22 protein-coding genes are annotated in these 22,235 nt (G+C 74.6%); 8 read left to right on the top strand and 14 right to left on the bottom strand.

What is annotated here, in order from left to right; translation table 11 throughout:
* Nucleotides 1–111 precede the first annotated feature (111 nt).
* The 3 genes from ACSUPT_RS22840 to ACSUPT_RS22830 are packed head-to-tail and all read right to left on the bottom strand — an operon-like array spanning nt 112 to nt 1,971.
* Entirely contained in the window at nt 112–882 is a 771-nt protein-coding gene (locus ACSUPT_RS22840; protein WP_351965003.1) for a DUF3710 domain-containing protein, read from the bottom strand.
* A gap of 1 nt (nt 883) precedes the next feature.
* Nucleotides 884–1,396 (bottom strand): dUTP diphosphatase, encoded by a 513-nt coding sequence (gene dut / locus ACSUPT_RS22835; RefSeq protein WP_023586127.1) that lies wholly within the window; start codon nt 1,394–1,396, stop codon nt 884–886.
* On the bottom strand, nt 1,396–1,971 hold the full coding sequence (locus tag ACSUPT_RS22830) for a PaaI family thioesterase (RefSeq protein ID WP_351965005.1): 576 nt from the start codon (nt 1,969–1,971) through the stop codon (nt 1,396–1,398). The genes dut and ACSUPT_RS22830 overlap by 1 nt, the downstream gene beginning before the upstream one ends.
* Nucleotides 1,972–2,029: 58 nt before the next feature.
* Here ACSUPT_RS22830 and ACSUPT_RS22825 point away from each other — a divergent pair, with 58 nt between their 5' ends.
* On the top strand, nt 2,030–2,512 hold the full coding sequence (locus tag ACSUPT_RS22825; RefSeq protein WP_351965006.1) for a DUF3093 domain-containing protein: 483 nt from the start codon (nt 2,030–2,032) through the stop codon (nt 2,510–2,512).
* A 233-nt stretch (nt 2,513–2,745) separates the two neighbouring features.
* Here ACSUPT_RS22825 and ACSUPT_RS22820 read toward each other — a convergent pair whose 3' ends face one another.
* The 4 genes from ACSUPT_RS22820 to ACSUPT_RS22805 form a co-directional block, all read right to left on the bottom strand.
* Nucleotides 2,746–3,654, bottom strand: coding sequence for a hypothetical protein (locus ACSUPT_RS22820; protein ID WP_351965007.1), 909 nt, complete (start codon nt 3,652–3,654; stop codon nt 2,746–2,748).
* 13 nt (nt 3,655–3,667) lie between these two features.
* Nucleotides 3,668–3,964 (bottom strand): DUF4193 domain-containing protein, encoded by a 297-nt coding sequence (locus ACSUPT_RS22815; protein WP_010471668.1) that lies wholly within the window; start codon nt 3,962–3,964, stop codon nt 3,668–3,670.
* Nucleotides 3,965–4,358: 394 nt separating this feature from the next.
* Complete coding sequence (locus ACSUPT_RS22810; protein WP_351965008.1) at nt 4,359–5,597, bottom strand: sensor histidine kinase; 1,239 nt, start codon at nt 5,595–5,597, stop codon at nt 4,359–4,361.
* A 2-nt stretch (nt 5,598–5,599) separates the two neighbouring features.
* Nucleotides 5,600–6,253, bottom strand: a complete 654-nt coding sequence (locus ACSUPT_RS22805) for a response regulator transcription factor (RefSeq protein ID WP_023586132.1) — start codon at nt 6,251–6,253, stop codon at nt 5,600–5,602.
* Between the two features lie 338 nt (nt 6,254–6,591).
* Between ACSUPT_RS22805 and ACSUPT_RS22800 the strand changes: the two genes are divergently transcribed.
* The gene (locus ACSUPT_RS22800) at nt 6,592–6,759 is read left to right on the top strand and encodes a hypothetical protein (protein WP_351965009.1); all 168 of its coding nucleotides are present in this window, start codon (nt 6,592–6,594) and stop codon (nt 6,757–6,759) included.
* A 146-nt stretch (nt 6,760–6,905) separates the two neighbouring features.
* On the opposite strand, the gene ACSUPT_RS22795 is transcribed toward ACSUPT_RS22800, so the two are convergent.
* Nucleotides 6,906–7,733, bottom strand: a complete 828-nt coding sequence (locus ACSUPT_RS22795) for an inositol monophosphatase family protein (protein ID WP_351965010.1) — start codon at nt 7,731–7,733, stop codon at nt 6,906–6,908.
* A gap of 9 nt (nt 7,734–7,742) precedes the next feature.
* A complete protein-coding gene (locus ACSUPT_RS22790; protein ID WP_399219485.1) occupies nt 7,743–8,870 on the bottom strand; it encodes a ferrochelatase in 1,128 nt (375 codons plus the stop codon).
* A gap of 164 nt (nt 8,871–9,034) precedes the next feature.
* Here ACSUPT_RS22790 and ACSUPT_RS22785 point away from each other — a divergent pair, with 164 nt between their 5' ends.
* The 4 genes from ACSUPT_RS22785 (at nt 9,035) to ACSUPT_RS22770 (ending at nt 13,708) form a co-directional block, all read left to right on the top strand.
* On the top strand, nt 9,035–10,357 hold the full coding sequence (locus tag ACSUPT_RS22785) for an MFS transporter (protein WP_351965011.1): 1,323 nt from the start codon (nt 9,035–9,037) through the stop codon (nt 10,355–10,357).
* A complete protein-coding gene (locus tag ACSUPT_RS22780; RefSeq protein WP_399219484.1) occupies nt 10,314–11,636 on the top strand; it encodes a D-arabinono-1,4-lactone oxidase in 1,323 nt (440 codons plus the stop codon). The genes ACSUPT_RS22785 and ACSUPT_RS22780 overlap by 44 nt, the downstream gene beginning before the upstream one ends.
* Before the next feature lie 428 nt (nt 11,637–12,064).
* Complete coding sequence (gene sepH, locus ACSUPT_RS22775; protein ID WP_351965012.1) at nt 12,065–13,129, top strand: septation protein SepH; 1,065 nt, start codon at nt 12,065–12,067, stop codon at nt 13,127–13,129.
* 75 nt (nt 13,130–13,204) lie between these two features.
* Entirely contained in the window at nt 13,205–13,708 is a 504-nt protein-coding gene (locus tag ACSUPT_RS22770) for a GNAT family N-acetyltransferase (RefSeq protein WP_436945392.1), read from the top strand.
* A gap of 126 nt (nt 13,709–13,834) precedes the next feature.
* Here ACSUPT_RS22770 and ACSUPT_RS22765 read toward each other — a convergent pair whose 3' ends face one another.
* Nucleotides 13,835–14,698, bottom strand: coding sequence for a sulfurtransferase (locus tag ACSUPT_RS22765; protein ID WP_436945391.1), 864 nt, complete (start codon nt 14,696–14,698; stop codon nt 13,835–13,837).
* 237 nt (nt 14,699–14,935) lie between these two features.
* Between ACSUPT_RS22765 and ACSUPT_RS22760 the strand changes: the two genes are divergently transcribed.
* Nucleotides 14,936–15,709 carry a VOC family protein gene (locus ACSUPT_RS22760; protein ID WP_436945390.1) on the top strand — a complete coding sequence of 258 codons (774 nt, stop codon included), beginning with the start codon at nt 14,936–14,938 and terminating at the stop codon, nt 15,707–15,709.
* A gap of 260 nt (nt 15,710–15,969) precedes the next feature.
* On the opposite strand, the gene ACSUPT_RS22755 is transcribed toward ACSUPT_RS22760, so the two are convergent.
* From ACSUPT_RS22755 to ACSUPT_RS22740, 4 genes are all read right to left on the bottom strand, one after another.
* The gene (locus ACSUPT_RS22755) at nt 15,970–16,632 is read right to left on the bottom strand and encodes a thymidine kinase (protein ID WP_351965016.1); all 663 of its coding nucleotides are present in this window, start codon (nt 16,630–16,632) and stop codon (nt 15,970–15,972) included.
* Nucleotides 16,633–16,702: 70 nt separating this feature from the next.
* The gene (locus tag ACSUPT_RS22750) at nt 16,703–17,908 is read right to left on the bottom strand and encodes an alkaline phosphatase family protein (protein ID WP_351965017.1); all 1,206 of its coding nucleotides are present in this window, start codon (nt 17,906–17,908) and stop codon (nt 16,703–16,705) included.
* Nucleotides 17,908–18,492, bottom strand: coding sequence for a DUF5998 family protein (locus ACSUPT_RS22745; protein ID WP_351965018.1), 585 nt, complete (start codon nt 18,490–18,492; stop codon nt 17,908–17,910). The genes ACSUPT_RS22750 and ACSUPT_RS22745 overlap by 1 nt, the downstream gene beginning before the upstream one ends.
* A 291-nt stretch (nt 18,493–18,783) precedes the next feature.
* The gene (locus ACSUPT_RS22740; protein ID WP_436945389.1) at nt 18,784–21,783 is read right to left on the bottom strand and encodes a bifunctional acetate--CoA ligase family protein/GNAT family N-acetyltransferase; all 3,000 of its coding nucleotides are present in this window, start codon (nt 21,781–21,783) and stop codon (nt 18,784–18,786) included.
* A gap of 85 nt (nt 21,784–21,868) precedes the next feature.
* Between ACSUPT_RS22740 and ACSUPT_RS22735 the strand changes: the two genes are divergently transcribed.
* Nucleotides 21,869–22,150: an HPr family phosphocarrier protein gene (locus ACSUPT_RS22735; RefSeq protein WP_028963724.1), complete on the top strand. Its 282-nt coding sequence runs from the start codon at nt 21,869–21,871 to the stop codon at nt 22,148–22,150.
* Nucleotides 22,151–22,235: the final 85 nt, after the last annotated feature.

The following is a 22,235-nucleotide window of genomic DNA, read 5'->3' as shown; positions in this document are numbered from 1 at the left end:
ACCGACCTTACGGCGGGGGATGAGGCGAAACCGGACGGGGGCGGTGTTTCCGGGCGGTCTTGACAGGACTCTGACACCCGTCACCCGGCGGCCGCCCCCTTCACGGCACGGTCAGCGGACCTCGGTGATCTCCGGGCCGCGCTGGAGCTGCCCCATGTCGCCGGAGAAGCGGGAGCCGGCCGGCTCACCCTCGGTCTGGACGCCCTCGGGGACCATCTGCGCGTCGTTGGGCAGCTTCAGGACGATCGGGTCGCGCGGGGCCATCGGGCCGTCGCCGCGTACGACGACCGTGTCGCGGAAGATCTGCTCCAGCAGTCCGGCGGCCTCCGGCTGCACGGCGCCCTGGCCGGAGATGACTCCGCGCAGGAACCAGCGGGGGCCGTCGACGCCGACGAACCGCACCAGCTGGACACCGCCCGTGCCGTCCGGCAGCTGCACCGGCACCTGGGCGCGCAGCTCCCAGCCGAGGGGGCCCTCGACCTCGTCGATGACACCGCCCTGCTGGGTGATGCCGGAGGCGATCTCCTCGCGGACCTCGCCCCAGATGCCCTCCTTCTTGGGGGCGGCGAAGGCCTGCAGCTGGATCGCGCTGTCGCGCAGGACGACCGTCGCGGCGACGATGGCGTCACCGGCGACCTCGACCCGCAGCTCCATGCCCTCGACGCCCGGGACGAAGAGGCCGCCCAGGTCGACGCGGCCCTCCTCGGGCCGGGACACCTCGGAGATGTCCCACGGGCCGTCCGGCCGGGGCGCGGGCGGAAGGTTCACCCGGCGCGGGCCGTCCTCCTCCGCCGCCTCGTCGGTGTCGACCTCGTCGACGACCTGCTCGGCCTCGCCCGCCGCGTTCTCGGCGGCACTGGCCTTCTTGCGACGTCCGAACACGTCACTGTCCTTCCCGGTCGGTTACGACCGCTGCGTATGGATTCCCACCCGTCCAGCCGCCCACGGCGGCATGCCCGCCCGTGGACCCGAAGCCCCCCTCGCCCCGTGCCGAGCCGGGAAGCTCCGCCACCTCGTGGAAGCGGACCTTCTCGACCTGCTGGACGACCAGCTGGGCGATCCGGTCGAACCGTTCGAACCGGACGCTCTCGCGCGGGTCGAGATTGACCACGATCACCTTGATCTCTCCACGGTACCCGGCATCGACCGTCCCCGGGGCATTCACGAGCCCGACTCCCAGCCGGGCGGCCAGCCCGGAGCGGGGGTGCACGAAGGCGGCGTACCCGTCGGGGAGGGCGATCGACACCCCGGTCGGGAGGACCGCGCGCTCGCCGGGAGCCAGGTCGACGGCCTCGGTGGTGACGAGGTCGGCGCCGGCGTCGCCTGGGTGCCCGTACGAGGGGAGGGGCACCTCCGGGTCGAGGCGGCGGATCAGTACGTCGACGGGGGTGCGCATCAGGGGTTCACCTCGAAGGCGCGGGCGCGCCGGATCTGGTCGGGGTCGGCCATGGCGGCCTGGATCTCCTCCGGGCGGCCGTTGTCGACGAAGTGGTCGACCTTGACCTCGACGAAGAGGGCGTCGGCGCGGACGGCGACGGGGCCTTCGGGCCCGCCGATCCGGCCGGTGGCGGTGGAGTAGATCTTCCGGCCGTGGACGGCGGTCACCTCCGCCTGGAGGTGGAGGACGGTGCCGACGGGCACGGGGCGCGTGAAGTCGGTCTCCAGGCGGCCGGTCACGGCGATCACGCGCAGCATCCAGCCGAGGGCGCCGAGCGTCTCGTCGAGCGCGGTGGCGAGCACGCCGCCGTGGGCGAGGCCGGGGGCGCCCTGGTGGTCGGGGGTGACGGTGAACTCGGCGGTGACGGACACGCCCTCGCCGGCCCTGGCCTCCAGGCGCAGTCCGTGCGGCTGGTTGCCGCCGCAGCCGAAGCAGTACGCGTAGTGGGACCCGAGCGGTTCGCCCGGCGCGGGCGCGTCGGGGTGCCGTACGGGCGGCCGGGCCTCGGCGGGCGGGGTCAGTGCAGTGCTCACAGCCGCAGACCTTACCCGCGCGGCGGGGCGGTGGCCGCACCGTGCCAAGCTTGGGTGTATGCAGCCTTCCGACCGCCCTACGGCTCCGCAGTACGACGAACGTCTCACCGCCCCCGGCCCCTGGTGGGTGATCGCCGCCCTGCTGGGGCTGTCCGGCGGCCTGGTGGCCATGCCGCTGGGCGTGGTGCCGATGCTGGGCGGGCTCATCGCGGCGGGGGCGCTCGCCGCGATCGCGGTCAGCTCGTACGGCTCCGCGCGCGTGCGGGTGGTGGCCGGTTCGCTGGTCGCGGGGGACGCGCGCATCCCCGTGGAGGCACTGGGCGAGCCGGAGGCGCTGGACGCCGACGAGGCGCGGGCGTGGCGGACGTACAAGGCGGACCCGCGCGCGTTCATGCTGCTGCGCGGCTACATCCCGCGCGCGGTGCGCGTGGAGGTGACGGACCCGGACGACCCGACGCCGTATGTGTACGTGTCGACCCGCGACCCCGAGGGCCTGGCGGCGGCGATCCGCGCGGCCCGGGCGGCAGAGGTCGCGGAGTAGCGGCGACCGGCTGCCGGCCGGCACCGGGCTCGTACGTCCCGGCGGGCCCGGTACCGGCCGACTGCGCGGGGCGCGGCCGGGACGGGGCCCCAAGGACGTGGAGGCAGGGCGCGAGGGCACGCCGGGCTCGGGGGCCCGGGAGCAGGTGCCCGGGTCCGGTCCGCGGCCCCGGGCGCGGCGGCGTTCCCGCGGCCGGGCGGGGCCGCGGCGGCGGGGTGGTGTGGGTCGGGCGGCTAGAAGCCGAGCTCCTTGGGGTTCTCCGGCTGCTCCAGCGGGGGCAGGTCGGGGAGGGCGTCCCAGGGCACCTGGCGGGTGCGCAGGTCGTTGCGGACCTGCTCGGCGAGCTTCTTCGTGTCGCGGCGGTTCATCACGGCGCCGACGGTGGCGCCGACCATGAACGGCAGCAGGTTCGGCAGGTTCCGCACGGTGCGCTTCATGATCTGCTGGCGCAGTTCGCGCTTGACCCGGCCGCCGAGTGCCGCGTTGACGGTGGTGGGCTTGGTGAGGTCGATGCCGCGCTCCTCGGTCCAGGCCGTCAGGTAGGCCATGGAGCGCTCCTTGAGGTTGCCGGGCGGCCGCTGGCCGTACACCTCGTGGAGCTCGGCGACGAGCTTCAGTTCGATGGCGGCGACGCCGGTGACCTCCGCGGCCAGCTCGGCGGGCATCGCCGGGGGTACGGGCAGCATCGCGGCGGCGCCCACTCCGGCGCCGACCGTCGCCGACGCCGTCGCGGCGCCCGCGATCAGCTTGTCGGCGAGCTCCTCGGGCCCCAGGCCCGGGAACTGCCTGCGCAGGGTCGCCAGGTCCCGCACGGGCACGCGGGGGGCGGCGTCGATGATCCGGTCGGCCAGGTAGGCCAGGCCGGCCTTGGCGCCCGCGCTGCTCTTGAGCACGCCGCGCTTGACGAGGTCCACGCCGCGGGAGCCGGCCGCGGCCAGCGTGCGGCGTGGCCTCGTGTCGCCGGCGGGTTCGAGCGAGGCCGGGCGGCCTCGCTCGTCGTCACGCGCGTCGGGGGAGGGCAGGTGGGCGGAGGGTCCGGCCGGCGCCTCGTGAGCGCCGTCCGCCGACCCCGGGCCGCCCTCGGCGGCCTCCGGCTTCCCGGGGAAGCGGAGCCTTTTCCTGAACGGGTTCTCGCCTGCCACGACCGACCCGTCCTCAGTCGCAGTCTCGGCAGATCGGCTGGCCGTTCTTCTCCCGGGCCAGCTGGCTGCGGTGGTGCACGAGGAAGCAGCTCATGCAGGTGAACTCGTCGGCCTGCTTCGGCAGGACGCGGACGGCCAGTTCCTCGTTGGAGAGGTCGGCACCCGGCAGCTCCAGGCCCTCGGCGGCCTCGAACTCGTCGACGTCGACCGCGGAGGTCGACTTGTCGTTCCGCCGGGCCTTCAGCTCTTCGAGACTGTCCTGGTCGACGTCGTCATCGGTCTTGCGTGGGGTGTCGTAGTCCGTAGCCATGTCACTCTCCCCCTCTGGGTGTTTGCGGTGTCTCCAGCGCACGTAACGCGTGAGAGGCCGGACTTGTGCCCGACCTGAGGCGGAGATTTTGCCTCACATCAAGGTCTGTTACTCAATCGACACCCAACCGGACCCCTCTTGAGTGATCGGGTTTGGGTGGCGAACGGGACCGTACACGGTCGGGATCGTGCGCTTCACAGGCACCACCCCGTGTACTTCCCGTGATCCATGGGCCTGGAAACCCGGACTTTTCATGGTTTTCCAGGGCCAAATTCCCTCACGGACCGTGACCGAAGGAAGGTCTACACCTGTGATCGATCACACAGAGTGCAAACGTGGCCCGCCTGAGGAAATTCCGCGTACAGCGAACACGGAGCCGCGCCCGGCGCCCGGCTCACCTCGGCAGAGTGACGCGCATCACGAGCCCCCCGCCCTCACGCGGCACCGCCGTGATCCGTCCGCCGTGGGCGCGGGCCACCGACCGGACGATCGACAGCCCGAGCCCGACGCCCCGGTCGCTTCCCGTCCGCTCCTCGCGCAGCCGCCGGAACGGCTCGAAGAGGTTGTCGATCTCGTACGCCGGGACGACCGGGCCCGTGTTGGACACCACCAGCACCGCCTGCGCCCCCTCCACGGCCGTGGTGACCTCCACCCAGCCGTCCTCGGGGACGTTGTAGCGGACGGCGTTCTGGACCAGGTTCAGGGCGATGCGCTCCAGGAGGACGCCGTTGCCCTGCACCACCGCCGGCGCCCGCTCGCCGCGGATCTCCACGCCCTTCGCCTCGGCCTCGCCGCGCACCTGGTCGATGGCGCGGGAGGCCACCTCGGCGACGTCCACGGGCTTGCGCTCCACGATCTGGTTCTCGCTGCGGGCGAGCAGCAGCAGGCCCTCCACCAGCTGCTCGCTGCGCTCGTTGGTGGCCAGCAGCGCCTTGCCCAGCTCCCGCATCTCGACGGGCGCCGCGGGGTCGGAGAGGTGCACCTCCAGCAGCGTGCGGTTGATCGCCAGCGGTGTGCGCAGCTCGTGCGAGGCGTTGGCGACGAACCGCTGCTGGGCGGTGAAGGCCCGCTCCAGCCGGTCCAGCATCTCGTCGAAGGTGTCGGCCAGCTCCTTCAGCTCGTCGTCCGGGCCCGCCAGCTTGATGCGGCGGCTCAGGTCCGAGCCGGCGACCTGCCGGGCGGTGCGGGTGATCCGGCCCAGCGGCGACAGGACGCGGCCGGCCATGGCGTACCCGAAGGCGAACGCGATGACGCTCAGGCCCAGCAGCGCGAACAGCGAGCGCCGCAGCAGGTCGTCCAGGGCCAGATCGCGCTGGTGCTGGAGGCAGGCGGCCATGGCGTCGTTGAACTGGGAGGGCGTCACGCCCTCCGCGGGCAGCCGGCACCAGTCGAAGTTCGGTTCGACCTCCCCCTTGAGCAGGCTGAAGGGCAGGTCGTCGGTGCTGATGTACAGCGCCTGGCGGGTGAGCAGGTAGATGATCGACAGCAGCAGGACCCCGGCGATCAGGAACATGCCGCCGTACAGCAGCGTGAGCCGTATCCGGATGGTCGGCCGCAGCAGGGGGCGGGCGGGGATCTGGGGGTCCCAGGTGGGTTTGGGGGGCGCCGGGGGCGGCGCGGGCGTGCCTGTCACGGTCAGATCCGGTAGCCGGAGCCGGGCACGGTGATGATGACGGGCGGCTCGCCGAGCTTGCGGCGCAGGGTCATGACCGTGACGCGGACGACGTTGGTGAACGGGTCGGTGTTCTCGTCCCAGGCCTTCTCCAGGAGCTGCTCGGCGGAGACGACGGCGCCCTCGCTGCGCATCAGCACCTCCAGGACGGCGAACTCCTTCGGGGCCAGCTGGATCTCCCGGCCGTCGCGGAAGACCTCGCGGCGGTTGGGGTCGAGCTTGATCCCGGCGCGCTCCAGGACGGGCGGCAGCGGCACGGTCGTCCGCCGGCCGAGCGCCCGGACGCGGGCGGTCAGCTCGCTGAACGCGAACGGCTTGGGCAGGTAGTCGTCGGCGCCCAGCTCCAGGCCCTCGACGCGGTCGCTGACGTCGCCGGACGCGGTGAGCATCAGCACACGGGTCGCCATGCCCAGCTCGACGATCCGGCGGCAGACGTCGTCCCCGTGGACGAGGGGCAGGTCGCGGTCCAGGACGACGACGTCGTAGTCGTTGACGCCGACGCGCTCCAGAGCGGCGGCCCCGTCGTACACGACGTCGACCGCCATGGCCTCCCGGCGCAGTCCGGTGGCCACCGCATCGGCGAGCAGCTGCTCGTCCTCGACGACGAGTACGCGCACGGCGCTGTTCCTTCCTCCGAGCCCGCATTCGGGCAGATCTTGGACAGCGGCGGGTCTGCCGGTGTCCTGGCCATCCTGCCCCTTACGCGCGTAAACCGGCTGTAAGGCGGCCCGCGGGCGGGCTCACCGGGGCGGTGCGACCGGACGCGATCACGACACTCACGGGTGTTTGAGGTTTCCCTGAGGTTCCGGTTGGGGAGGACGACTGCACACCCGAGATCACGCCGTGTATGTGGCACGCCACGAGCCGCTCTGTCCCCCAGAGGCGCTGTGCGTGGTCCGGAAACCTCACCCTCGGCACACCCCCGTGCCGCCGACCCATGACGAGGGGGCGCATCATGGACGCTTTCACCGCAGGACTGCTGCAGCGCATAAGGGCGACCGAAACCGACCTGACGCGGGCCCGGGAGACCGGGGACGACTTCCTGGCCGACGTCGAGCAGGCGGAGCTGGACGACCTGCGCCGCCTGGCGGCGGAGCACGGCGTGGAGCTCTCCACGGTCTGACGTCCGACGGCCCGGCCGCGAAGGCCCCGGCGTCCCTCCCAGGGGCCCGGGGCCTTCGCACGCGCACGCCGCCCGCCGGACCCCGTCGCCAGGGCCGTACGCCCCCGAGGGCTCCGGCCCGGGCGGCGCGTGTCCCGGTGGGGCGGTCAGTCGTGCCAGGCGCCGAAGTCCTCCAGGAGGGTCTGGAGCGGCTCGAAGACGCCCGGGACGCCCGCGACCGTCAGGTCGTCGGACGCGGGCCCGCCGGGCCTGCCGCCGGTCAGGGCGCCCGCCTCGCGCGCGATGAGCGCCCCGGCGGCCCGGTCCCAGGGCCGCAGGCCCCGCTCGTAGTAGCCGTCCAGTCGGCCGGCGGCCACGTCGGCGAGGTCCACGGCGGCCGAACCGCTCCGGCGAATGTCCCGCACGAGGGGCAGCAGCCGGTGGGCCACCTCCGCCTGGTGCGCGCGGACGGTCGTGACGTAGTTGAACCCGGTCGCGACGAGCGCCTGGTCCAGCGGCGGGGCCGGCCGCACGCGCAGCCGCCGCTCCCCCAGCCACGCGCCCCGGCCGCGTACGGCGTGGAAGGTCTCGCCGCGCGTGGGGATCTCCACCACGCCCACGAGCGCTTCGCCGTCCCGTTCGGCGGCGATGGAGACGGCCCAGGTCGGCAGGCCGTACAGGTAGTTCACCGTGCCGTCCAGCGGGTCGACGACCCACCGGATGCCGCTGGTGCCCTCCGCGTCGGCGCCCTCCTCGCCGAGCAGGCCGTCGTGCGGGCGGTGCTTCGCGAGGTGCTCCGTGATCAGCTTCTCGGCGGCGATGTCCATCTCGGTGACCACGTCGATGGGGCTCGACTTGGTCGCGGCGACGCCCAGGTCCGCCGGGCGCCCGTCGCGCAGCAGGGCGCCGGCGCGGCGGGCGGCCTCCAGGGCGACGGCCAGCAGTTCGTCCCGCAGCGGGTCGTCGGACGGGTCGGGCGGGAGCTGCTCGGTCACGGGGCCTCCTCAGGCGTACGGGCTGTCGGCGCCGGCCGCGGCGGGCCGCTCCGCGCGGGCGGGGCAGCAGCCGACGGGGCACAGGTCGTGCGAGGGTCCGAGCGCGCCCAGGGCGCACCGCTCGACGGTGGCGCCGCGCTCGGTGGCGGCCCGCTCCAGGAGCAGCTCGCGGATGGCGGCGGCGAAGCGCGGGTCGGCGCCGACGGTGGCGGAGCGGCGTACGGGCAGGCCCAGCTCGGCGGCCTTGGCGGTGGCCTCCGTGTCGAGGTCGTACAGGACCTCCATGTGGTCGGAGACGAAGCCGATGGGCACCATGACGGCGGCCGGGGCGCCCTCCTTGTGCAGCTCCTCCAGGTGGTCGCAGATGTCGGGCTCGAGCCACGGGATGTGCGGGGCGCCGCTGCGGGACTGGTAGACGAGCCGCCACGGGTGGGCGGTGCCGGTGCGCTCGCGGACGGCGTCGGCGATGAGGCGGGCCACGTCGAGGTGCTGCTTCACGTACGCGCCGCCGTCGCCGTGGTCCCGGACGGGTCCGGAGGTGTCGGCGGCGGAGTCCGGGATGGAGTGGGTGGTGAAGGCCAGGTGGGCGCCGGAGCGGACGCCCTCGTCCAGCTCGGCGAGCGAGCGGAGGACGCCTTCGACCATGGGCTCGACGAAGCCGGGGTGGTTGAAGTAGTGCCGCAGCTTGTCGACCTTCGGCAGGGACAGGCCCTCCGCCTCCAGCGCGGCGAGCGCGTCCGCGAGGTTCTCGCGGTACTGCCGGCAGCCGGAGTAGGAGGCGTAGGCGCTGGTGGCCAGGACGGCGATGCGGCGGCGGCCGTCGCGGACCATCTCGCGCAGGGTGTCCGTCAGATAGGGCGTCCAGTTGCGGTTGCCCCAGTAGACCGGCAGGTCGAGGCCGGCCGCCGCGAAGTCCTCGCGCAGCGCGGCGAGCAGGGCCCGGCACTGGGCGTTGATCGGGCTGACGCCGCCGAACCGGAAGTAGTGCTGCCCGACCTCCTTGAGGCGCTCCTTGGGGATGCCCCGGCCCCGCGTCACGTTCTCCAGGAAGGGGACCACGTCGTCGGGTCCCTCCGGGCCGCCGAAGGAGAGCAGCAGCAGCGCGTCGTACGGGGCTGGGTCGAGCTGGTCGGACACAGGCTGATCGGACATGGTCCCGATCCTGCCACCCGGCACTGACAGCGGGAAAACCGGTGGTGCGCCCTCCCCCGTTCGGCCGTAACCTGTGAAGGCTGTCCCTACGGCTTACCTCGCCGGCTCTCCCCGCCGGCCGCGCCACACCCCCCGCTCCGGAGTGCTCCTTGCCCAGTCCCTATCGTGCGATTTTCGCCGTCCCCGGCACCCGGGGGTTCTCCGCCGCCGGTCTCATCGGGCGGATGCCGCTGGCCATGATGGGCGTGGGCGTCCTGACGATGATCACGGAGCTGTCGGGCCGGTACGCGCTCGCGGGTCTGCTGACGGGCACGCTGGCGCTGTCGGCCGCGGTCCTGGGCCCGCAGGTGTCCCGGCTGGTGGACCGGTACGGGCAGCGGCGGGTGCTGCGTCCGGCGACGCTGGTGTCGGTGGTGTCCGGCGGGGCGCTGGTGGTGTGCGCGCAGTGGGGGCTGCCGGACTGGACGCTGTTCGTGTGCACGCTGGGCGCCGGGTGCGTGCCGAGCGTCGGGGCGATGACCCGCGCGCGGTGGGCGGAGATCCTCCGCGGCCGTCCGCAGGACCTGCACACGGCGTACTCGCTGGAGTCCATCGTCGACGAGCTGTGCTTCATCCTGGGGCCGCCCCTGTCGATCGGCCTGTCCACGGCCTGGTTCCCGGCCGCCGGTCCGGTGCTGTCGGGTGCCTTCCTGCTGGTGGGCGTCTGGTGGCTGACCGCGCAGCGGGCGACGGAACCCGCGCCGCACCCGGTCGAGAAGCACGCTCCGGCGCGGACGAGCGCGCTGCGCTCCCCCGGGCTGCAGGTGCTCGTGGTGGCGTTCGTCGCGACCGGCGCGATCTTCGGTGCGGTGGACGTGGTGACCGTGGCGTTCGCCGAGGAGCAGGGGCACAAGTCGGCTTCGAGCCTGGTGCTGGCGGTCTACGCGGGCGGTTCGTGCCTGGCGGGCGCGGTGTTCGGGACGCTGCGGCTGAAGGGCGCCCCCGCGCGGCGCTGGGTCGTGGGTGTGCTCGCGATGGCCGTGAGTATGATCCCCCTCCAACTGGCCGGGAACCTGTCGTTGCTGGCCGTGGCGCTCTTTGTCGCGGGCCTCGCCATCGCGCCGACGATGGTGACGACCATGGCCCTGGTGGAGGCGCACGTACCGCGCGGCAAGCTCACCGAGGGCATGACCTGGACCGGAACCGGGCTCGCGGTCGGTGTGGCGCTCGGCACGTCGGTCTCCGGCTGGGTGGTGGCCGAGCACGGGGCGGACGTGGGGTACGTGGTGCCCGGCGTGGCGGGGGTGCTCGCGGCCGTGGTGGCGTTCCTGGGGTACCGCCGGCTGAACAGGCCGGTGCCGACGCGGGAGGGGCAGCGTGCGCAGCAGGACCCTGAGCAGTCTGAAGGCATGGACGGGACCGGGCGGGACGAGCCGGCTGAGCGGGCTCGTGAGGAGGAGCGGCCCGGCCGGAGCGAGCGGCACCTGGCGTAACTGGGCGGGGAACGTCTCCGTCCGGCCCGAGCGGGACGTCATGCCGGCGTCCGTGGAGGAGCTGGCCGACGCGGTCCTGACGGCCGCCCGGGAGGGCCTGCGGGTCAAGACGGTGGGGACGGGCCACTCGTTCACGTCGATCGCCTCGACCGACGGGCTGCTGATCCGCCCGGATCTGATGACCGGCATCCGGCGGGTCGACCGTACGGCGATGACGGTGACCGTGGAGTCGGGGACGCCGCTGAAGCGGCTGAACGCGGCGCTGGCCCGCGAGGGGCTGTCGCTGACGAACATGGGCGACATCATGGAGCAGACCGTCGCGGGCGCGATCAGCACCGGGACGCACGGCACGGGACGGGACTCCGGTTCGCTCGCCGCGCAGGTGCGCGCGCTGGAGCTGGTGACGGCGGACGGACGGGTGCTCACCTGCTCCGCCAAGGAGAACCCGGAGGTCTTCGCGGCCGCCCGGATCGGCCTGGGCGCGCTGGGCGTCATCTCGGCGGTGACGTTCGCGGTCGAGCCGATGTTCCTGCTCACCGCGCGCGAGGAGCCGATGGGCTTCGACCGGGTGACGGCCGAGTTCGAGCAGCTGCACGCCGAGAACGAGCACTTCGAGTTCTACTGGTTCCCCCACACCGGCAACTGCAGCACCAAGCGCAACAACCGCAGCCAGGGCCCCGCCGATCCGCCCGGCGCGGTGAGCGGCTGGTTCGAGGACGAGTTCCTGTCCAACGGGGTGTTCCAGGTGGCCAACTCCTTCGGGCGGGCCGTACCGGCCGCCGTCCCGGCCATCGCGCGGATCTCCAGCCGGGCGCTGTCGCCGCGGACGTACACCGACATCCCGTACAAGGTGTTCACCAGTCCCCGCCGGGTGCGCTTCATGGAGATGGAGTACGCCGTGCCGCGGGAGGCGGCGGTCGCCGCGCTGCGGGAGCTGCGGGCGATGGTCGACCGGTCACCGCTGCGGGTGAGTTTCCCGGTGGAGGTGCGGACGGCCCCGGCGGACGACATCACGCTGTCCACCGCGTCGGGCCGGGACACCGCGTACATCGCGGTCCACATGTACCGGGGGACCCCCTATCGGGCGTACTTCACGGCCGCGGAGCGGATCATGACGGCGCACGGGGGGCGCCCCCACTGGGGGAAGGTCCACACGCGCGACGCCGCGTACCTCGCGGAGGCGTACCCCCGTTTCGGGGAGTTCGCGGCGCTGCGGGACCGGCTCGATCCCGACCGCCTCTTCGGCAACCCCTATCTGCGGCGGGTGCTGGGTGACTGACCGCTCGTCCGGAGGAACACACGGGAGGGGGCGCGGTTCGCTCCTTTTGGTCTGATTTCCCGCACCGCCCGCCCGGGGGCCGGGCCATGTCGGGGCGTCATATACCGGACACCGCGAGAACTTCGACGGCGCGCCGGTGCACCGACATGGCCCGAATGGAGTACTGTGACGAACCCTGGGCATCGGTCCCTTACGGATGTCCGGGATCAACGGGAGGGGCCGGAAATGGCACTCGATCCGGCGGCGCCGCCATACCGCACGGGGGCCTGCGACGGAGCGTGACCGACCAGTCACGTAAGGTCGTGAAATAGGTTACCGTGCCATGACGGCGTTCCAGGGCCCATGCCCGACACGCCGGTCAACACGGCAAGGTTGTGGCAGGCTGCACCCGGGCAGGCCACACTCGACTAGCGGAAGCAGCGACGCACGTGACGTCGGCAGGCACCACCCGGGAGGTCCCCATGCCCGAACTGCGTGTCGTGGCCGTCTCCAACGACGGCACACGACTGGTGCTGAAGGCTGCGGACAACACGGAGTACACGCTTCCGATTGACGAGCGGCTGCGCGCCGCCGTCCGCAACGACCGGCCCCGCCTCGGCCAGATCGAGATCGAGGTGGAGAGCCACCTGCGGCCCCGTGACATCCAGGCGCGGATACGGGCCGGTGCCTCCGCCGAGGAGGTCGCCCAGCTCGCGGGCATCCCCGTCGAGCGGGTCCGCCGCTTCGAGGGCCCCGTGCTCGCAGAGCGCGCCTTCATGGCCGAGCGGGCCCGGAAGACCCCCGTCCGCAGGCCCGGCGAGAACGCGGGCCCGCAGCTCGGCGAGGCGGTGCAGGAGCGGCTGCTGCTGCGCGGCGCCGAGAAGGACAGCGTGGCCTGGGACTCCTGGCGCCGCGACGACGGCACCTGGGAGGTGCTGCTCGTCTACCGGGTGGCCGGCGAGGTGCACACGGCGAGCTGGACGTACGACCCGCCGCGGCGGCTCGTCCAGGCCGTGGACGCCGAGGCGCGCGCGCTCATCGGCGAGACCGACGACGCCGTCGCCGTGCCGGAGCCCAGCTTCCCGTTCGTCCCGCGCATCGCGCGGCTGCCGCGCGAGCGGGCCGTCGACCGGGCGGCGCCGCCCGCGCCGAGCGCCGAGCCCGCGGAGGAGTCGGAGCGGGACTCGCTGACCAGCCTCCTGGAGGCGGTGCCCAACTTCCGGGGCGACATGGTCGTTCCCGACCGCGCGACCGGCACGGACGGCGGCTCGTCGGCCGCCGAGCCGGACAGCGAGCCGGACGCCGAGGAGCCCCCGGCCCCCGCCGCGTCGGCGGGCGCCGGATCGGCGTACGCCGACGTCCTGATGCCCCGTTCGGTGACCGGCCACCGCGACCGGCTGATCGGCACGACGGACCGGCAGGCGGAGGCCGACGGGGTGCGCCCGGGCCGCCGCGCGGCGGTGCCCAGCTGGGACGAGATCGTCTTCGGCACCCGGCGCAAGAAGCAGGAGTAGCGCGGCGCCGCGGCAAGAGCCCCTCACCTCCGGTGGGTGCCTGCGCCGCGGCCCGGGGATCGCGAGGAGGCACACGTGGCGCGCCCGTCCGTACCGGACCTGCCCACGCGGACGCCGGGCCTGGTGCTGAGCGAGCTGACGCTCCGTGACGCCGAGGCGTACCACCGGCTGCTCGACATGAACCGCGCGCATCTGAGCCGCCTGGGCGACTACCAGGAGGAGAGCCGGGCCACGCCCGCCTGGGTCCGCCGCCACCTGGCCGAGGACCCCGGGCCGGACCTGCGCTACGGGATCCGTCTGCACGGCGAGCTGATCGGCCGCGTGGACCTCGTCGCCACCGACCCTCCGCGCTACGGCACCGGTTACTGGCTCTGCCGGTCCCGGGTCGGCGCCGGCCACGCCACGGCCGCCTGCGAGGCCCTCTACGGCCACGCGGCCCGCGTCCTGGGAGCCACCGACGTGTTCGCCGGAGTCACCCACGGCAACGACAGGAGCACCGCCCTGCTCACCCGCCTCGGTTTCGAACCGGTGGCGGTCTTCGAGCAGTACACCCGCTTCCGCCTGCGCCTCACCCGGTAGGCGCCGGTCCGGCGGCCCGCCCCGCGCGTCCGGGTCCGCGGGGCGTCCGGCCGGCCGGGCTCGACGGCCCGTGGGCCGCGGCTCCGGTCGGGTCCCGCTCGGGGCACGCGGGCCGCGGCCGTCCGGTCAGCCCCGCTCGGGGCCCGTGGCGACCGGGCGGGAAGGGTCGCGGGTCCAGTCCGACCAGGAGCCGGCGTACAGCGCGGCCCGTACGCCCGCCGTCTCCAGCGCCAGCACCTCGTGCGCCCCCGACACGCCCGAGCCGCAGTAGACGCCCACCTCGGGCGCGTCCAGGGCGCCCAGCTCCTTGAACCGCGCCGCCAGCGCCTCGGCCGGCAGGAACCGGCCGTCCGCCGCGACGTTCTCCGTCGTCGGGGCCGACACGGCGCCCGGGATGTGGCCACCCACCGGGTCGATCGGCTCCACCTCGCCCCGGTACCGCTCCCCCGCCCGCGCGTCCAGCAGCAGCCCCGTCCGGGCCAGGGCCGCCGCGCCGTCCGCGTGCAGCAGCGGCAGTCCGCCCGGTACGGGGACGAAGTCGCCCGGCACCGGCTCCGGCACCGCCGTCGACAGCTCGCCCCGCCACGCGGCCAGCCCGCCGTCCAGCACCCGCACATCGGCGTGACCGGCCCAGCGCAGCAGCCACCAGGCCCGCGCGGCCGCCCAGCCCTGGCCGCCGTCGTACGCGACGACCCGCGAACCGGACGACACCCCGGCCGCACGCATCGCCGCGCCGAACGCCTCCGGGTCCGGCAGCGGATGGCGGCCGCCCTCGCCGGGCGGGCCGGCCAGCTCCGTGTCGAGGTCGACGTACACGGCGCCGGGGATGTGCCCCGCCTCGTACGCGGGACGGCCGGGCGGGCCGCCCAGCTCCCAGCGGACGTCCAGCAGCACGAGGCCGGTCCCGCCGGGCTGCGGGGACGCGAGCTCGGCCGCCAGGTCGGCGGCGGACACCAGGGGGTGCGAGTCGGTGCTTGCGTTGCGGTTCATACGTGCCATCCTCGCGCAGATACGGCCCCCGCCGGGAGGACTGACGGCGAGAACCGGGGATGGGACCGGGAATTTTCGGGCATCCTCCTGCGGGATCGCGCCGATCCGCGGCGCGGCCGGGGCGCACCGCGCGGCCTGCGGTGCCGGCATCTGACGAGGTGTGATGCCGCCGCGCCGGCGCGGTCCGCGCCCGGTTCCCCCGCACGGCCACGACGATGGTCCGAGGAGAATGTGACGATGACCGAGGCGGCCCGGTGCGAGCCGGGTACACCCTGCTGGGTGAGCTTGATGGTGCACGGCCTTGACGCGACGCGGGAGTTCTACGGGGAGCTGTTCGGCTGGGAGTTCGCGCCCGGCCCCGCCCGGCTCGGCCCGTACGTGCGGGCGCTGCTCGACGGCAGGGAGGTCGCGGGCATCGGCCTGCTGCCGGCCGGGAGCGGTCTGCCGGGCGCCTGGACGCCGTACCTGGCGACCGACGACGCCGACGGCACGGCCGAGTCGGTCCGCTGCGCCGGCGGGACGGTGGCGGTGGGCCCGCTGGACGCGGGCGACACGGGACGGCTCGTGATCTGCTCCGACCCGTCGGGCGCGGTCTTTGGGGTGTGGCAGGCGGCCGCGTTCGCGGGGACGGAGGCGGCGGGCGCGCCGGGCACGCCGTTCTGGAACGAGCTGCTGACGCACGACGCCGAGCCGGCCGGGAAGTTCTACCGGACGGTCTTCGGCTGCGAGCCCGCGCCGATGGGCGCGAAGGACACGGACCGGGTGGCGCTGCGTGCCGGGGGGCGGCCGGTCGCTTCGGTGCGCGGGGCCGGCCGGGCCCTGCCGCGCGACCGGGGCGCGCACTGGACCACGTGGTTCGAGGTGGCCGACCCGGATGCCGCCGCGCGGCGGGTGGTGGAGCTGGGCGGCCGCGTCGTGGAGGCGCCGGAGGACGGCGCCGAGGGGCGGCGGGCGACGGTGGCGGACCGGGAGGGCGCGGTCTTCACGGTCGTACGGCCGAAGGGGCGGTGAGGGCGGGCGGTCGGCGGACGCCGGTCGCCGCGCCGGGGGCGGTCGGCGGGCGCGGTGCTCACGGTGGTGCTCACGGCGGGGGCGGTCGGCGGGCGCGGTGCTCACGGTGGTGCTCACGGCGGGGGCGGTCCGCGGGCGCGGCGCTCACGGCCGGGGCGGCCGGGCAGGCCCGGGTGCTCACGGCGCGGCGGTGAGGACCGGGGGCGGTCGGCGCGGCGCTGAGGGCCGGGTGGTCGGGGCGGGAGCCGGGGCGGAGGGGGCTACGGCCGCGTGCCGAGGGGCGGCTCGACGGGGAGGACGTCCGGGGAGAGGGCGGCCGCGCGGGCGGTGGCGGCCGTCATCCTCCGCCGGTGGTGGCGCCGGCACAGCACCTCGTACCCGACCTCGTTCCCGGCGTTGACGTCACCCACGACGACCTGGGCGCCCTCGACGACCATCACCCCGCCGACCGTGCGCGCGTTGTGCGTGGCCCGCGCGCCGCACCAGCACAGCGCCTCCACCTGGAGGACCTCCACGCGGTCGGCGAGCTCCACCAGCCGCTGGGAGCCGGGGAACAGCTTGGAGCGGAAGTCGGTGGTGATGCCGAACGCGAACACGTCCAGCTCCAGGTCGTCCACGACCCGGGCGAGCTGGTCTATCTGCTCGGGTGCGAGGAACTGCGCCTCGTCCGCGATCACGTAGTCGCAGCGCCCGCCGCGCGACAGGTGGTCGACCAGGTACGCGTAGAAGTCGAACTCCTCGGCCGCCTCGACGGCCTCCGTCACCAGTCCGAGGCGGGAGGAGAGCTTGCCCGCGCCGGCCCGGTCGTTGCGGGTGAAGATCATGCCCTGGAGGCCGCGCGCGGAACGGTTGTGCTCGATCTGCAGAGCGAGGGTGCTCTTTCCGCAGTCCATCGTTCCGGAGAAGAACACGAGCTCGGGCATGGGAAAGTGACGACCTTTCGGGTCTGCGGTCTGCGATCTGCGGGCGGGGGGCGGGTGCCGGGCGTGCCGACTAGGTGCGGACTTCGAGCAGCGGTACGAGCTGTTCGGCGGGGGTCATCGAGCCGTGCATGCCCGCCATCGCGGACTCGTGCGGCTCGGCGAGGGACGCCGTCAGCGCCACGTCGTCGTGCGCGGCGGCGACCACGTCGCCGATCCGGCCGAGGACCCGCTCGTCGATGTGCGGCCCGAACCAGCCCGCGTCGATCGCCTCGTCGCGCCCCGCGACCCAGAAGCGGTCGCCGAGCACCTCGCGCCAGACGGCCAGCACATCGGCCTCGGCGCCCGGTACGGCGTAGACGTGGCGGGCCCGGCCCTCGCCGCCCAGCAGGGCGACCCCGGCGCGCAGCTCCCAGTCCTCGTCGAAGTCGATGCGGGACTCCTCGTCGAAGGGGATGTCCACCATGCCGTGGTCCGCCGTGACGTACAGCGCCGAGCGCGCCGGCAACTGCTCGGCGAGGCGCTGCACGAGCTGGTCGGCGTGCATCAGCTGGCCGCGCCAGGCGTCGGAGTCCACGCCGAAGCGGTGTCCGGCGCCGTCGACCTCGCTGTAGTACGTGTAGACGAGCGACCGGTCTGCGGCGGCGAGCTGGCGCGCGGCGAAGTCCATCCGCTCCTCGCCGGACAGCCGCCCGTGGAACGTGCCGCCGCTGAGGGCGACCTTGGTGAGCGGGGTGTCCTGGAACGCCGGGGACGACACCTGCGCGGTGTGGACGCCCGCGGCGTCGGCCAGCTGGAAGACCGTCGGGTACGGCTGCCAGACGTGCGGGGCGGTCCAGGGGCGCCAGCGCAGCTGGTTCATCAGCTCGCCCGTGTCCGGGTCGCGGACGGTGTAGCCGGTCAGGCCGTGGGAGCCGGGCGGCAGCCCCGTGCCGACGGACGCCAGCGAGGTGGCCGTGGTGGCGGGGAAGCCGGAGGTGAGGGGCCGGCCCGTGCCGCCGCGTGAGGAGTCGAGGAGCGAGGCGAGGAAGGGGGCCTCGGCGGGGTGCGCCTTGACCTGCTCCCAGCCGAGCCCGTCGATGAGGAAGACGCACACCCGGTCGGCGGGGGCCAGCTCGGCGATGCGCGCCTCGAAGCCGGGTACGCCGAGTCCCGCGGCGAGCGTCGGCAGCAGGTCGGCGAGGGAGCCGGAGCCGTACGCCGGGACGGGCGCCGTGTCGAGGGACAGCGGCACCGGCTCGTCGGGCCAGGCGGAGGCCGTGGTCGTCGGCTGGACCATCAGCGCGTGGCCGCGGTGGCCTCGGAGAGGGCCTGGGCGAAGTGGAGGGCCTGGCGGACCGTCTCGGGGCCGTCGCCGGCCTCGCTGACGCGCAGGCTCAGGTCGTCGGCGGTGGAGTTGCCCGTGTAGCCGTGGTCGGCGTCGCAGTTCGGGTCGCCGCAGGCGGCGGGCTCCAGGTCGATGCGGGAGACGGCGCCCCAGCCGACCGTGAGGACGATCTCGCGCGGGAGGGTGCCGGGCTGGTAGGACTCCGGGTTCGCGACGACGCGGCTGACGACGACGGACGAGATCCGGCCGAGCTTCACGGACTCCGTGGAGGTCGTGGCGTACGGCGTCGGGGAGCTCGTGTCGGCGTTCTGCTCGTCGGTGTGGCTGACGATGAAGCGCGTCGCGGTGAGGACGAGGACGGTCACATGCCGCCGGACCTCGTTCGCGTCGAACGTGGTCTCCTGGTGCACGAGGTACGACGCGATCGGCTCGCCGCCGACGGCGGCCTCCACCGCCTCGGCCACGAGGGCCGGGTAATAGCCGCTGCGCTCGATCGCCGCGCGCAGCCCCTGGGTCGTCGTACCGGTCTTCGCCATGGACTCCATCCTAATCCGTGGGCAGGCACGGCTCGGCCGCTTGCGACGGCGGCCCAGGCCGCCGGAGGGCGCCGGGGCTGTGACATCCGACTCGATCGGGGCCGCGCGGGGCGGGTCGGCTCTGCCGGGCCGGCCCGCTCAGCTGGGCCCTGGAGGTCCGTCTGGCCCGCGCCGTGGGCCGCGGCGTCACGTCGGTGACGGTCGCCGGGGCCGGGTCGTCCGAGCTGCGCGTCAGGGCCGTCACGCTGCTGTCCGCGTACGCGCGCGCCGACCCCGCCTGAGCGGTGCCGGTCAGTAGCTGGGCAGGCGGCGGGGGCCTAGGTCGGTGTGGGTGGGCGGCGGGGCGAGGCGCACGGTCGCGTCCAGGACGGCCAGGCCGCGGTGGGCGACGACGACCGGTTCCAGCGCGACGGCGACGATCTCCGGGTGGTCGTCCACCAGGCGTGACACGCGCAGCAGCAGCTCCTCCAGGGCGGCCGTGTCGACGGGCGCCGAGCCGCGCCAGCCAAAGAGGAGCGGCGCGGTCCGGATGGAGCGGATCTGCTCGGCCACGTCGCGGTCGGTGGCCGGCACGAGGCGGTGCGCCATGTCGCCGAGCAGTTCGGAGGGCGCGCCCGCGAGGCCGAACGACAGCACGGCGCCGACCGCCGGGTCGATCGCCGCGCGGACCACGGTGTCCACCCCGCGCGGCACCATGGCCTGGACGACCGGCCGCAGCTCGGCGGGGCTGCCCAGTGCCTCGGTGAGCTCGGCGTACGCGGTGCGCAGCTGCTGCTCGGTGGCCAGGTCGAGCCGTACGCCGCCGAGGTCGGGGCGGTGGCGCAGGTGCGGCGCCGTGGTCTTCAGGGCGACCGGGTAGCCGAGGCGGGCGGCGGCGCGTACGGCGGTGTCGGGGTCGGGCGCGGGGAGGACGGGGCGTACGGGGATGCCGTAGCGGGCGAGCAGCTCGCGGGCGGCGTCCGGGGGGAGGGTGACGCCGTGCGGCTCGGGGGCGGGGCCCGTGCCGCCGGCGGGGGGCGGGCCGAGGAGCCGGTCGATCTGGGCGGCGGCGCCGCTCTCGTCGATGCCCTCGTACTCGGGTACGCGCCCGGGGTCGGCGGCCTCGCGGCGCCAGTCGGCGTACCGGACGGCCTCGGCCAGCGCCCGCACGGCCCGCTCGGCGGCCGGGTAGGCGGGGATGTGGGCGGGGGGCGCCTCCGGGGCGGTCTCCTCGCCGGGCCCGGCGGGTGCGGCGGGCCCGGCGGGCCCGGCGGGTGCGGGGCGGGGGCCGCCCTGGCCGTCCTCACGGCCGTGGTCGGCCGCGGGCGGGGGCGGTGTGCCGGGTGCCGTCGAGGCGGTGGCCGTGGGGGCGGTGGGGTCCGCGGCGCCGGTGGTCGCGATGGCCGCCGGGTGCTCGCGGGCCGGGGCGGTGCTCGTCGCGGCGGCCAGCGCGTCCGCGAGCGCGCCCAGCTCGACGTGGACGACCACGACGGGCTTGGCCGGGGAGGTGGCGCACGCCTCGCGCAGCGCGGCCGCCAGCACCTCGCCCTCGCCGGTCAGCTCCGCCGTGCCCTGCGGGCCGACCCACGGGATGGCGGTGACCACGACCGCGTCGCAGGCGTCGTCCCGCAAAGCCTCGGCGAGCGCGGCGCGGAAGTCCTCGGGGGTCGCGGCGGTGGTCAGGTCGCGCGGCGGCAGCGGCCGCAGCCCCTCGGTCAGGCAGGCGTCGTACGAGAGCAGGCCCAGCGACTCGGAGTTGCCGAGGATCGCCACGCGCGGCCCCTTCGGCAGGGGCTGGCCGGCGAGGAGCAGGCCCACGTCGACCAGTTCGGTGACCGTGTCGACGCGGATGACCCCGGCCTGGCGGAGCAGCGCGGACACCGTCGTGTGCGGGATGCGGGTGGTGGGCACGGCGTGGCCGGGCGGCGCGCTGCCGCTGTGCCGGGCGCCCTTGACGACGACGACCGGCTTGACCGCGGCGGTGCGCCGGGCGAGCCGGGCGAACTTGCGGGGATTGCCGATGGACTCCAGGTACAGCAGGACCACGTCCGTGTCGGTGTCCTCGTACCAGTACTGGAGGAGGTCGTTGCCGGAGACGTCGGCGCGGTTGCCGGCCGAGACGAACGACGACACCCCGGCGCCGCGCTGGTGCAGCCCGGACAGCAGGGCGATCCCGATGGCGCCGGACTGGGTGAACAGGCCGATGCGGCCGGTGGCGGGCAGCTGCGGGGCGAGGGAGGCGTTGAGCCGGATGCCGTCCGCGGTGTTGATCACGCCGAAGGCGTTGGGGCCGATGACCCGCATCCCGTACGAGCGGGCCTGCCGCACCAGGGCGCGCTGGCGCTCCCGCCCCGCGGGGCCGCTCTCGGCGTACCCGGCGGACAGGACGACGACGCCGCGCACGCCGTGCGCGCCGCAGTCGGCGACGGCGTCCGGGACGTGCTCGGCGCGTACGGCGATGACGGCCAGGTCGACGGGGTCGCCGCCGACGTCGCCCAGGGAGCGGTGGGCGGGGACGCCGTCGAGGGTGGCCGCCTCGTCCGGGAGGGCGCGGTTGACGGCGTGGAGGGGGCCGGTGAACCCGGAATCGGCGAGGTTGCGCAGGACGGTGCGGCCGACGCCGCCGGGCGCGCGGCCCGCGCCGACGACCGCGACGGAGCCGGGCGCGAGGAGCCGCTGCACCGACCGGGCCTCGGCGCGCTGCTCGCGGGCGCGCTGCACGGCCAGGGAGCGGTCGGTGGGCTCCAGGTCCAGGTGGAGGCGTACGGCGCCGTCCTCGAAGCTGCGCCTCTGGGTGTAGCCGGCGTCCGTGAACACCTTGATCATCTTGGTGTTGGCGGGCAGCACCTCCGCGGCGAACCGCCGGATGCCCCGCTCGCGGGCGACGGCGGCGATGTGCTCCAGGAGGGCGGAGGCGACGCCGCGCCCCTGGTGGGCGTCCTGCACGAGGAAGGCGACCTCGGCCTCGTCGGCGGGGGCGGTGGCGGGGCGGCCCAGGGCGTCGATGCGGTCGTAGCGGACCGTCGCGATGAACTCGTCGCCGATCGTCGCGGCCAGACCGACCCGGTCCACGTAGTCGTGGTGGGTGAAATGACGCACGTCCTTGGCGGAGAGCCGGGGATACGGGGCGAAGAACCTGTAGTACTTCGACTCGTCCGAGACCTGCTCGTAGAAGCTGACCAGGCGCTCGGCGTCGTCCGTGGTGATCGGCCTGATCCGCGCGGTGCCGCCGTCGCGGAGCACCACATCGGCTTCCCAGTGGTCGGGGTACGCGTGCGCCGAGTGCGCCGACTGGTCGGACGGGTTCAGCATGGGGCAAGGGTACGGCGCCGTTCCGGCACCGCGCCGGACATGAGACACTGGTCTAGACAACCGCTAGCACTTGAAGGGCAACACCATGGCTGAGCGCCGCGTCAACGTCGGTTGGGCCGAGGGCCTGCACGCCCGCCCCGCCTCCATCTTCGTCCGTGCCGCCACGGCCTCCGGCGTCCCGGTGACGATCGCCAAGTCCGGTGGCAACCCGGTCAACGCCGCGTCGATGCTCGCGGTGCTCGGCCTGGGCGCGCAGGGCGGCGAGGAGATCGTTCTCGCCTCGGACGCCGAGGGCGCGGACGTGGCGCTGGACCGCCTGGCGAAGCTGGTCGCCGAGGGTCTCGAGGAGCTCCCCGAGACCGTCTGACGGCCGCCGCCGGCACCGAGGAGCCGCACCGCCCGGACCACGGGGGTGCGGCTCTTTGCTTACGCGCCCGCGTTCGCGGGCTTCG

The sequence above is a fragment of the Streptomyces sp. SudanB25_2051 genome (assembly GCF_964272635.1).
Lineage (GTDB): Bacteria > Actinomycetota > Actinomycetes > Streptomycetales > Streptomycetaceae > Streptomyces.
This window is presented reverse-complemented; position numbering and strand designations above follow the sequence as displayed.